We start from the raw sequence: 11,456 nt of genomic DNA, 5'->3' as shown, positions 1-11,456 counted from the left end.
GACCTGAGGGTAGATTCTTACGCGTTACTCACCCGTCCGCCACTGTCTCCGAAAAGACCGTTCGACTTGCATGTGTTAAGCATACCGCCAGCGTTCATCCTGAGCCAGGATCAAACTCTCCATTTTGTTTGAGTTTGTTTTCGCTCTAAAACTTATCTCAAGTTTCAGAATCCTCTATAATTATCTTAATGACGAGGATTGGTTTAACCTATTCTTTCAAAGTATTATTTTTTCTCGGTTCAGTTGCCGTGAGTTGTTTCTCTCCCCGGCACTTATTCAATATATCAATCCTGCCGGTTATTGTCAAGGGTTTTTCAAAACTTTTTTTTTAATCGGGTGAATTTAATTTCTGATTTTGGCTATAAGCTTTATATGGTAAGGGTTAGACAAATTTCAAAATAATCAATCTATGGGATGCTGTCCATAATAGGGTAGAGCCTCGGACCAATGTGGGTGTTTGCCTTGCCGCCACTTTAAATAAGCTAATTCCAAAATACTGTTAACAGTGGCGGCTAACTGAGATGTAGCCGAAATTAACTGATAACTGGTATGCCAATTAGCAAGGGTTTCTTGCCATGCGGCTGGGGTGAATACTGTATCTGGCAACAAAGCAGTAAGGCTGGAATTATCAGGGGTTGGTTGATAAATAGCACCAAAAATCTGTCCCCTTTGTCCTGGCATTTCTACTGCAATTATTGGATATTGGTAATTTCGCGTTAGGGGAGTAGTATTTTTAATTTTAGCCGCAAAACTACAATGGTTGTGTGAGCTATGTTCTTGCCAAGCTACTGCAGCTAGAGTGGAAATGGTAAATACTGGAATTTTTAGCTGTTGTGCTAGTGTACGAGCGGTGACAATACCAATGCGAGTTCCCGTAAAACCACCAGGTCCTTGGCTGACGGCGATAAATTCCAGGTCTGCCCAGGTTCGTGGTTTAATCATATCCATCAGGTATTGATGGATATGACTAGATAAGTCACGCCCTAAATTCCAAACTTGAGATTGGGTATGATCTGCAAAGTTGCTAATTGCCAAACCTAGTTCTGGTGTGGTGGTGTGCAATGCTAAAGCGTATTTATTTAGTGGCAATATGGTCGTCAAAGTAAATATATTTTATTTGGGGATGGAAGCTAGGTAGCTTTGATTTTGGGCTTTTAATTTAATATTAATGGAGTTTGTGAGAATTGGTGTTACTGGTTGGAAATATACTGTAAGATAGATTTAATAGTATAATTGAATGCTAATTTTAGCATAAATACCAGATAATACTAATTATAACTAATTATTTATAACTTATTTATAACTATTTATCCGTAACTTTGATAACTTTTATTTACATATAAATTATTTGATACTGAAATAGAAGATACTTAACTACGAAAACTGCAAATGTTGTTATGATTTCAGAAATTAAGTCAAAAAATTTTCACAGGAGGAATTTCCTTTGTCTCGTCGTTATTTATTTACTTCCGAGTCAGTTACAGAGGGTCATCCAGATAAAATCTGTGATCAAATTTCTGATACGATTATTGATGCGCTACTCGCAGAAGACCCTCATAGCCGTGTGGCGGCAGAAGTTGTAGTTAATACTGGTTTGGTGCTAATTACTGGAGAAATTACCACCAAAGCTCATGTTAATTATGTCCATCTTGCCAGAAAAAAAATCGCGGAAATTGGCTATACTGACGCAGATAACGGCTTTTCTGCAAATAGTGCCAGTGTTTTAATAGCATTGGACGAACAATCACCTGATATTGCTCAAGGTGTCAATGTAGCCAAAGAAAGCCGGACTGAGGATAGTGAAGAACTATTTGATAAAATCGGCGCTGGTGATCAAGGTATCATGTTCGGTTTTGCTTGCAACGAAACTCCAGAACTTATGCCTTTACCTATCAGTTTAGCGCACCGCATTGCCCGGAGATTGGCAGGAGTTCGCAAAGCTGGTATTCTCCCTTACCTGCGTCCCGACGGTAAAACCCAGGTCACGGTAGTCTATGAAGATGGTAAACCTGTAGGTATTGATACTATCTTGGTTTCTACTCAACATACAGCTACTATTGGCGATATTAGCGATGATGCTGAGGTACAGGCAAAGATTAAAGCTGACCTGTGGACGGAAGTAGTAGAACCTATATTTGGTGATATTACTATTAAGCCAAGTCAAGAAACCAGGTTTTTGGTTAACCCCACTGGTAAGTTTGTTATTGGTGGACCTCAGGGAGATTCTGGTTTAACAGGACGGAAAATAATCGTTGATACCTACGGTGGTTATTCTCGACATGGTGGCGGTGCTTTTTCCGGTAAAGACCCCACGAAAGTAGACCGTTCTGCTGCTTATGCTGCTCGCTATGCTGCTAAAAATATTGTCGCGGCTGGTTTAGCACAAAAGTGTGAAGTACAGCTAAGTTATGCCATTGGTGTGGCTCGGCCTGTTAGCATTTTTGTTGATACCTTTGGTACGGGTAAAGTAGATGATGAAATTCTATTAAACTTAGTTAAAGAGAATTTTGAACTCCGACCAGCGGGAATTATCCATGTGTTCAATTTACGTAACTTACCAAGTGAAAGAGGCGGACGTTTTTATCAGGACGTTGCGGCTTATGGTCATTTGGGAAGAACGGATTTGGATTTACCTTGGGAACGTACGGATAAGGTAGATGTGTTAAAGCAAGCAATTAATTAACATAATTCGGGTTTAATTGCTTAAGTAGTTAGTTTGACAACAAAAAATTATACTGGGGTTATGGATAATTTAATTATCTATAACTTCTTTTTTAATTGAGTTGTAACTCACACAAGTATCATAATTCCTAGACTGTAGTTGGGACTTATTCCTATCTCAGAGACAGTAAGGGAAGAGAATCAGGGATAAATCCGGTAGTACAAACAAAATATATTTCCTTTTGTGAAACAAACTTAAAATGTGTAAATTTAACTGCCTAAGTTGTACTGCATTTAATTTGTATGATTCTAGCGGGCAAGACTTGTACTGAGATTGGTCGAAGTATGCCCGCACCACAACATCTAGCTAGATTAGGATTATCAAATTTAGATGCGTAACAGCTTAGTCCCAATCGGGAAGAGTAGTTCCATATTCTCCACCAATACCGATTCCTGTGTTATATATACCAGCATCGGTAATATTAATATTATCCATTGATGCTTGATAGACGTTAGAATCGTGAATGGTTGCCCGAGTCAGGTTGGCGTTGTTGAGATTGGCTTGTTTTAGGTTAACATTGGTAACAAAAGCTGATGTTAAATTAGCACCTGCTAAATTTGCTCCCGTCAAGTCAGCACCTTCTAAGTTAGCATTTGTCAGGTTAGCACCTTGAAGGTTTGCGCCCCGTAAGTCAGCACCAATCAAATGAGCACCGCTGAGGTTGGACCCTGATAGATTACACTGAATACATTCTCTGGTTGACAAAAGTTTCTGTAAATCTTGTTTGCTTCCAGCTTGAACTGAATTAGCTAGAAACAGGGGAGTTATCAAGGCCATAGCGGCTAAGAGTTGGAGTTTCATAAAATTTCCCCCTTTATAATGGAGTTATGTCCGTTCTTGCCCTCACGTCTTTATTGTCTCACTAATTGGCTAGAGAATGTTGATTTAAATGACAAGCTTGATATTTTTTCACAAATGGGCAAAATCTGGAGTTAGGATATAGACGATAATTAACCGCAGATAAACGCAGATAAACGCAGATAAGTGATCAAGACTAGGAAGTTATGGATTACTATGAGACATTTGGTAAAAATTAAATGTGCGTAAATAGCAAACCTTTGTGGAGACAACTAATCAATTGTTCTCACAATGTTGCTCACAAGATGTCTATTCAGTAAAGCCCGAATTTATTCTCTTTCTTCACTGATCACTACTTTACCTCGAAAGACAAAGTAGTTGTAGATGTTATAAAACAACATAATCGGAATTAAAAACCCAATAAATGTGATCATAAATACCATTGAACTAGCAGAAGAAGCGGCTTGATAAATGGTAATAGTGGGGGGGATAATGTAGGGAAAGGCAATAAATCCTAAACCAATAAATGTCAACAAAAATATTAAAGCTGTGTAAACAAATGAAGCAAATTCCTCTTTACGGTTTAGGCTTTGCAACAGCGACCAAATCAACAGTATACCCAATAGAGGGATCAGGGCAAAGATATAAACTTCTGGTTGATGAAATAGCCTATCTCTAGCATTTTCATAGACAATTGGTGTACTGATTGTAATTAAAATTGCCCCAATAAAAGTTGTCCAAGCTGCTAATTTCGCAGTGCGAAAGTGAGTTTCCTGTAATGTACCTTCAGTTTTGAGAATCAGGTAAGTTGAACCAATCAATACATAACCTTGTACAAGTGTCAATGCTGTTAGTAATGATTGCCAACTTAACCAATCCCACATTCCACCAATAAAATGGCCAGATAGATCAACTTTGATTCCTGCTAATACACCACCTAATGTAAATCCTTGAAATAAAGAAGCAATAAAACTGCCAATTCCAAACGCAAAATTCCAAAAGCTTTTATTATCAGAATGTTCTCGAAATTCAAACGCAACTGCGCGTAAAATCAACCCCACAACCATGATCATGAGAGGCAAATAAAGGGCATTGAGAATTGTCCCATAAGCTAAAGGAAAAGCCCCAAATAATGCACCAGCCATTAACACTAACCAGGTTTCATTAGCATCCCAAATGTTACCCAGACTGGTCATTAATAAGCTACGACGTTGTTCAGATGAGGAAGTTAAGGAGAGGATACCAACGCCTAAATCAAAGCCATCTAAAAGGACATAAAGGAACAGAAATAGCCCCAGAATTACAAACCAAACTTGTGGTAAAAAGTGCAATAAAGCTTCCATATAATTTCTGGCTATTGTGGTGTTTCTAGAGGACGACTATCAGGAATATGACTTACGGATTCAGTGGCAATTACTGTTTTGATTTCACCTCCTGGTACTGGTAAATTTAAATCGGGTCCTTTGCGAATAATGCGGCTGCCAAAATACATGGCTGAGACAAATAAAACACTGTAGAGAATAGTAATAACTGTTAGTGAAAATAATACTTCACCTGCTGGTAAATGAGAAGCAGCATCAGTGGTACGAATTTGTCCATATACCGTCCAAGGTTGTCTTCCCACACAGCGAACAATCCAGCCTGATTCAATCGCCAAATAGCCCAAAGGTGCAGCTAAAATCCAAGACCGTAATAACCATTTTTGCTGATTGATATGATTATAATTCAGTTTACCCCTAAGCCATTGAGTGATGCTCCACAGCATTAATCCTACTAAGAAAAAGCCGATTCCTGCCATAATTCTGAAGGAATAAAAAATCAAGGGAATCATTGGTGGACGCTCTTCTGGTTTCCATTCTTTGAGTCCCAATACAGGGTGAGAAAGTTTGGGTTTGAGTTCTAAGATGTAACTTAATCCATGGGGAATGGCAATTTCTAAATCATTTTTCTCGGCTTTTTTATTGGGAATTGCTAATAGATTCCATTTGGCAGATTTACCAGCGGGTATTGTTTCCCATTGAGCTTCTATTGCCGCTAATTTAGTTGGTTGATAGTGATAGACTTGATCACCACTAGCATGACCAATGTAGACCTGTAAAGGAGTAACAAAAATAGATATTGCTAAAACTATTTTCAATGATTTGCTAAAAAATTCTTGATGGAGATTATTAAGAATATACCAAGCACTAATACCACCAATGACAAATAAAGAAGTCTCCAAAGTTGCCAAGAACATATGGAGAACACTATTCACCATGAAGGGATTTAAAATTGCTTGAAAATAGTCATCAACAATAAACTTACCATTCACCATTTTTCCACCAGCAGGAGTTTGAAACCATGAATTAGCAACTAAAATCCAGAATGTGGAAAGATTTGCCCCAAAAGCTACGAGAATGGTCGCTAAATAGTGAATTACGGGGGGAACTCGTTCCCAACCAAACATCATAATTCCTAGAAAAGAAGCCTCTAGCATAAAGGCCATTGACCCTTCAAATCCCAGAATACTACCTAAGAAATCTCCCACGGCTTCCGATAATGGTGCCCAGTTAGTCCCAAACTGAAAACCCATTGGTAAACCTGATGCAACTCCGATACCAAAGTTTAGTAAATACAGTTTTGACCAGAAACGAGCGTGATGATAATAAGTGGGATTTTTGGTTTTTAACCATAGTCCTTCTACGACAATTAAGTAGATAGACATACCTGTGGTCAGGACAGGCCAAATCATGTGAAAAATTGCTGTAAATGCAAATTGCAACCGTGATAAAGCTAGGGTGTTAGATAAAATTTCCATACTCTTTGAAGGAGTTACGCAAAACGATTAAATATATGTTTATCATATACAATAATATTTGTTTATAGAGTATTACTTCCAAAATTTTTAAGCTTTGAAAGGTTTGACAATAGGTCGTTTAAAGTTTGACAATAAGTCGTTTGATGATTTTTCCATTTTTGCGTAATTAAGTAATTATGCAAAGGAATTAAATACATAAAAAAAATCATATATAGTACAATTATACTAAATAATATTGAGATAATTTTGAGATTTTCTGTAAAAATATGATATTATATTGATAATTACTCTCAATAGAACTGAAAATTTTTTTAAATACAGCAGTTTTCATCTATTTAAACCAGACTTTGATTACCTTCTTCCTTTGCGCCTTCCTTACTTTGCGTCTTTGCGCGAAACAAAAACCGTGGTTCATTTACCTGAAATTCGCTGTAATGCTAAAGAATCATCTGGCCTTATTACAACCGGGTCAAAATGCGACGATTTCTTAACTTCATAGTGAATCTAAAAGTGGTAAATTTGCAATGATATCTGTAGCTTGGTCTATTGCTTTAGCTTGGGTAGCAAGTTTTATTTTCTATCAAAGTGCGAGGGCTTTAGGATTTTGATTTTTGAAAAAATACGTAGGGTGTGTTAGCGATAGCGTAACGCACTAGATCCCGATAATTTATATCTGGTAAAAATTATATCTGGTAAAAAGTCCAGTTCAAATGAATCATTAATGGGAGGTGTAAATCTCCCATTACCCAGGAAATTATTTTGTCGTCTTATTAAACCAGATAAATAGTATTCGGCACAATCGGAAATATTGCATATTCATACCAAGCTGTCCAGATAAAACTCCGAATCCAGCGTTGACGTTTTTCCCAACTTAATTCATACTCAAATGTACCAGAAGATTGATCAATGGAAGATAGATGAGAGTTACAACCACAGCCATGTTGATAGGTAAAACCGTATTTGGAGGCGATACTTTGTACCTTCATTTGCATGGCAAATACCTTACCTGCGTGTAGTATAGCATCCCAACTACGTTTGTGTTCTATATCTCGTTGATCAAATCTTAAAGCTCTTTCTTCAAATACATGATCTCGATAAATTGGCGCTAAATGGACATGATAAAAACTTGCTGGTAGATCATAACCAAATTCCTGGAAAAGTTCTAGTCCAATACGCGCTACTTTGATTTCGTCACTGTATTCAGAACCTTTTGATTCAAAATTACGTACAACTTCTGCAAAGTTCGGATAATTATGAATCATAAAATCATGACCATAAAATTCTAGGGTTTCTCGTGCCATTTGCCCAAATAGCTCTGAAAATGAGCGTTTTAAATGAAATAATTGGGGACGTTCATTAAACAAGTCAACATCACCATATTGCAGTTTATATTGAAATAACTGCGCCATTTCCACATAGATTTTTGCATCACTGAGTTTAACATTTGCCCTACCTTTAGCGATATCTTGCCACACAGAAGGTAATTGAGAAAGGGTAACGGCATTTTCACCAACAATGACTGCAATATTAGGGACTTCTTGAAGCTGCATATCCAATTTCCACAGAGATTTTAATTAACTAATTTACTATAAATAATCTCCTTTTTATTTTATTAACAGAATTAAAAAATGTTTGACAGACTGTCTTTTGACATTCCACTTCTAAGTAGGTTGGGTTGACCCAAGGAAACTCAACATTTTCGGAACTTTGTTGGGTTGCGCTGTCGCTTAACCCAACCTACAATGTATTCACAAAAATATATTACGGTTAACTACATTTTCAAATATCTTTTAATATCCGTTGTCGGACTCGTTCTATAATTATTCTCTCTTCAGGTGATAGCCCATTAAACAACATTTCATATATTAATGGTACACCCAATTCTAATTCTTCTAAAAGTGTCCGTTGGCTAAATACATCTTCTGGTTTTCCTTCTAGCATCAATTGTCCTTTATCCATAACAAAAACCCAATCTGCCCAGCGATATACTAAATCTAAATCGTGGGTGGCCATTAATAAAGTATGACCATGTTGATGAATTTTTTTGAGGGTTATCATCAAATTACGAGTATGTTTAATATCTAAATATGCCGTTGGTTCATCTAATATTAAAAGCTGCGGTTTTAGTACCATAATATCAGCAATGGAAACTCGTTTTTTCTGTCCTAAACTGAGATGATGTACTGGTGTTTCTGCTAAATTAGTTAATTCAAATTCACGTAATATATGTTCTACTCGCTGTTTAATTTCTCCTGTGGGTAAACCTAAATTACATAAACCATAAGAAATATCTTCTTCAACTGTAGAAGCTACTAATTGTTGTTCAGGGTCTTGAAATACTAAACCGACTTTTTGCCGGATTTTACTGAGATAATGGCGATTATAAATTAATGCTTCACCACACCATTTGACAATTCCAGAACTTGGTTTATATAGTCCATTAGCCAGTAAGAAAAGTGTGGTTTTACCACAACCATTTTGACCAATTAAGGCACATTTTTTACCAGAAGGAATCCTCATGGTTAAACCATTTAAAGCTGATTTTTGTGAACCTGGATAGGTGTAATAGACCTGATCAAATTCGAGTAAATATTCCTGCATTTCGGCAAATTTCTAATCCTATTAATATTACACAGCCACAAATTGCTTCAATGGTATATCGTGGAGATAAACGATAACGTCGGGGATGCCAAAATCGCAATTCACCAGCGAAACCTCGTGCTTGCAATCCCAGAGAAAATTGACTATATTGTTGTAGAGTTCGCTGCAATAATTGTCCGATTAATAATGCTAAACTTTTCATGCTAGTATGCCAATTACGATAGCCATTACGAGAATTTTCTGCTGTCCACAATTCATTGGCTGTTTTTAATAAAATGAAAATAAACCGATACATTAGTAATAATAAATCAGTTAAAAGCACTGGAAATCTTAACCAACGTAGAGTTTGCAAAATTTCTGTAAACGGGACAGTTAACATGAGAAAATATAAACAAGAAACAGAAGCTAATGCTCTAGTTAAAATCCCCCATGCTTGAATGCAGCCACTCCGACTGATATAAATATAGAAGTCTCCAAAATTTAACCCATAAAATGAATCTAATTTCACAATTTCTAGATGAGAAATTTCAACTCCATTTACCATTAATGCTGGTAAACTTGTCAAACAAAAAACTATAGTGAATATTAACAAGCGCCAATAAACTCCAGCCGGAATTTTTGCATAAATTACTGTCCAAATACTCATCCAAATTACTATCAAAATTTGCACTAGAGGATGACTACAAAGAGAAATAATCAGAGTGGTAAATGCAAAAATGAGTTTATGTTCTGGTGGTAATCTTCGCAGTTGATTAGTGTAAGCTAGGGTATCTAATTTTAAAGTCATTCTTAACTTCTTTCTCGTTTTGAACGTCCTTTATATACACCAATTGCGTAACCAACTACTCCCGCACCTAAAGCTGCTTGAGAAGCAAATAATAAACTGGCTATTTCCCCACTAGCTGGTGTAAATGGTGATTGAAACCAAGGTTTATATTCAGGTTGTATTTCTGTAATAGCGGCTTTAGCTTTGTCATCAGAACCGCCGAACTTTCCATGAGGCACAAATATTAATGGTGCAACTCCTAAGGCTAAAACTGCTAATATTAAAAACCAGTTATTTAAACTTTTATTAGATTGATTCATTACCGTGATTTCTTCCCTTGATTAATTGCAAAAGTTCCAATTCTTGAGGATTATAAGATTGTAACCAGTTCCAAACTAAGACAGTTAGTAATCCTTCACTAATTGCTAAGGGTACTTGAGTAAGGGCAAAAATTCCCGCGAATTTGGCAAATGAAGCGATAAATCCACCGACTGGTGCAGGAAAAGCCAAGGCAAGTTGGATAGAAGTGATAATATAGGTGAGTAAATCTGCCAAGGTTGCTGCTAAAAAGATGGCGATTTTTTGTTTACTACTCAGCCGCATTGTGGTATTATATATCCAGTACGCTGCATAGGGTCCAGCGATCGCCATGGAAAAAGCATTTGCACCAAGTGTGGTCAAACCACCATGGGCCAGTAACAAAGCTTGAAATAACAATACCAAGCTACCCAAGACTGTCATAGTCAGAGGTCCAAACAGCACCGCACCTAATCCCGTTCCTGTGGGGTGAGAACAGCTACCGGTGACAGAAGGAATTTTCAACGCTGACAGGACAAAGGTAAAAGCACCAGCTAAACCTAATAAGAGTTTCAATTCTGGGTTAGCTTGGGTAATGCGAGTTAGACTACGCAATCCTAAAATGAAAAATGGTAATGTTACAACCCACCAAAAAATTGCCCATTGCACTGGTAAAAAACCTTCCATAATGTGCATTGCGTAGGCAGGTTTGGGGAAACCAACTACCAAGTAAAAACTAATAACAGCCATTAGGGTGAGACTAACTAATGCCTGTTTTTTTCTGGACATAATCTGTACCTCGCAGATTTATATAAACGTAATTCTACCGGTGGGCATTCTGACTTACCATATTTTGGCTCACAGTTGCGGGACAGTGCCGGACTTGCACCAGACTTTCCCCCTTACGTCCAATAGTGCAGCGAGGTGTTAGCCATTGGCTGCTCCCCATCAGAACCGATGGTAACAACTATATCATTATTCCCAATAGAACTTAATTCTCTATACAACTTAGACAAAATCCGGGTGCTTTGTCACCCCAAATTTTCATCGCCAGCGTGCAAGATATAAGATAAGTTTTATAGAGTGGAAAATTAAAAAAATGACTAACAAGCGTTCTGGAATCTTTATTGGCGGTTTGATGATAGGGGCAGCTATCGGCACTTTAGCCGGTTTGCTAGTTGCTCCCCGCACAGGCCGCGAAACGCGTAAACTTCTCAAAAAATCCGCTCATGCTATCCCTGAATTAGCTGAAGATATCTCTACCAGCGTACAAATTCAGGCAGATCGTATTTCTACTAGCACCCTGCAAAACTGGGATGAAACTGTAGATAGACTGCGGGAAGCGATCGCAGTTGGCATAGATGCTACTCAGCGCGAAAGCCAAGGCTTAATTCAGAAAAATACTGTTGATGTTAGCAGCATCCCAGACAAAACCGATAATTTGACTCAAAAACTAGAACGTTCATAAATGAGAT

The 11,456-nt window shown here is 37.4% G+C and carries 11 protein-coding genes, 1 rRNA gene and 1 riboswitch; of the genes, 2 read left to right on the top strand and 10 right to left on the bottom strand.

From position 1 onward, the window contains the following. Both FFO06_RS08170 and tsaB read right to left on the bottom strand, forming a co-directional pair. Positions 1–126: ribosomal RNA gene (locus FFO06_RS08170) — 16S ribosomal RNA — on the bottom strand; the annotation flags it as partial. 276 nt (positions 127–402) lie between these two features. After that, the gene (gene tsaB, locus FFO06_RS08165; RefSeq protein ID WP_137907591.1) at positions 403–1,110 is read right to left on the bottom strand and encodes a tRNA (adenosine(37)-N6)-threonylcarbamoyltransferase complex dimerization subunit type 1 TsaB; all 708 of its coding nucleotides are present in this window, start codon (positions 1,108–1,110) and stop codon (positions 403–405) included. Positions 1,111–1,444: 334 nt separating this feature from the next. On the opposite strand from tsaB, the gene metK reads away from it, so the two are divergent. Next, positions 1,445–2,683 (top strand): methionine adenosyltransferase, encoded by a 1,239-nt coding sequence (gene metK / locus FFO06_RS08160; RefSeq protein ID WP_137907590.1) that lies wholly within the window; start codon positions 1,445–1,447, stop codon positions 2,681–2,683. A 381-nt stretch (positions 2,684–3,064) separates the two neighbouring features. Here metK and FFO06_RS08155 read toward each other — a convergent pair whose 3' ends face one another. The 8 genes from FFO06_RS08155 to FFO06_RS08120 all read right to left on the bottom strand — a co-directional run bounded on the left by FFO06_RS08155 (position 3,065) and on the right by FFO06_RS08120 (position 10,770). Continuing rightward, positions 3,065–3,523 (bottom strand): pentapeptide repeat-containing protein, encoded by a 459-nt coding sequence (locus FFO06_RS08155; RefSeq protein WP_137907589.1) that lies wholly within the window; start codon positions 3,521–3,523, stop codon positions 3,065–3,067. Positions 3,524–3,849: 326 nt separating this feature from the next. Further along, on the bottom strand, positions 3,850–4,863 hold the full coding sequence (cydB, locus tag FFO06_RS08150) for a cytochrome d ubiquinol oxidase subunit II (RefSeq protein WP_137907588.1): 1,014 nt from the start codon (positions 4,861–4,863) through the stop codon (positions 3,850–3,852). A gap of 11 nt (positions 4,864–4,874) precedes the next feature. Further along, positions 4,875–6,317 (bottom strand): cytochrome ubiquinol oxidase subunit I, encoded by a 1,443-nt coding sequence (locus FFO06_RS08145; RefSeq protein ID WP_137907587.1) that lies wholly within the window; start codon positions 6,315–6,317, stop codon positions 4,875–4,877. Positions 6,318–7,087: 770 nt separating this feature from the next. Beyond that, positions 7,088–7,867, bottom strand: a complete 780-nt coding sequence (locus FFO06_RS08140; RefSeq protein WP_137907586.1) for a hypothetical protein — start codon at positions 7,865–7,867, stop codon at positions 7,088–7,090. Between the two features lie 229 nt (positions 7,868–8,096). Continuing rightward, on the bottom strand, positions 8,097–8,918 hold the full coding sequence (locus FFO06_RS08135; protein ID WP_137907585.1) for an energy-coupling factor ABC transporter ATP-binding protein: 822 nt from the start codon (positions 8,916–8,918) through the stop codon (positions 8,097–8,099). Continuing rightward, the gene (gene cbiQ, locus FFO06_RS08130; RefSeq protein ID WP_137907584.1) at positions 8,893–9,705 is read right to left on the bottom strand and encodes a cobalt ECF transporter T component CbiQ; all 813 of its coding nucleotides are present in this window, start codon (positions 9,703–9,705) and stop codon (positions 8,893–8,895) included. The genes FFO06_RS08135 and cbiQ overlap by 26 nt, the downstream gene beginning before the upstream one ends. 2 nt (positions 9,706–9,707) lie before the next feature. Next, positions 9,708–10,004, bottom strand: coding sequence for an energy-coupling factor ABC transporter substrate-binding protein (locus tag FFO06_RS08125; RefSeq protein WP_137907583.1), 297 nt, complete (start codon positions 10,002–10,004; stop codon positions 9,708–9,710). Then, the gene (locus FFO06_RS08120) at positions 9,991–10,770 is read right to left on the bottom strand and encodes an energy-coupling factor ABC transporter permease (RefSeq protein WP_190372479.1); all 780 of its coding nucleotides are present in this window, start codon (positions 10,768–10,770) and stop codon (positions 9,991–9,993) included. The genes FFO06_RS08125 and FFO06_RS08120 overlap by 14 nt, the downstream gene beginning before the upstream one ends. 22 nt (positions 10,771–10,792) lie before the next feature. Further along, positions 10,793–10,955, bottom strand: a riboswitch (cobalamin riboswitch). 125 nt (positions 10,956–11,080) lie between these two features. Here FFO06_RS08120 and FFO06_RS08115 point away from each other — a divergent pair. Beyond that, positions 11,081–11,449, top strand: coding sequence for a YtxH domain-containing protein (locus FFO06_RS08115; protein ID WP_137907582.1), 369 nt, complete (start codon positions 11,081–11,083; stop codon positions 11,447–11,449). Positions 11,450–11,456: the final 7 nt, after the last annotated feature.

Source organism: Dolichospermum planctonicum, from assembly GCF_005402965.1.
Taxonomy (GTDB): Bacteria; Cyanobacteriota; Cyanobacteriia; order Cyanobacteriales; family Nostocaceae; genus Dolichospermum; species Dolichospermum planctonicum.
The sequence above is the reverse complement of the archived record's forward strand: the minus strand, read 5'-3'. Positions and strand labels throughout refer to the sequence as shown.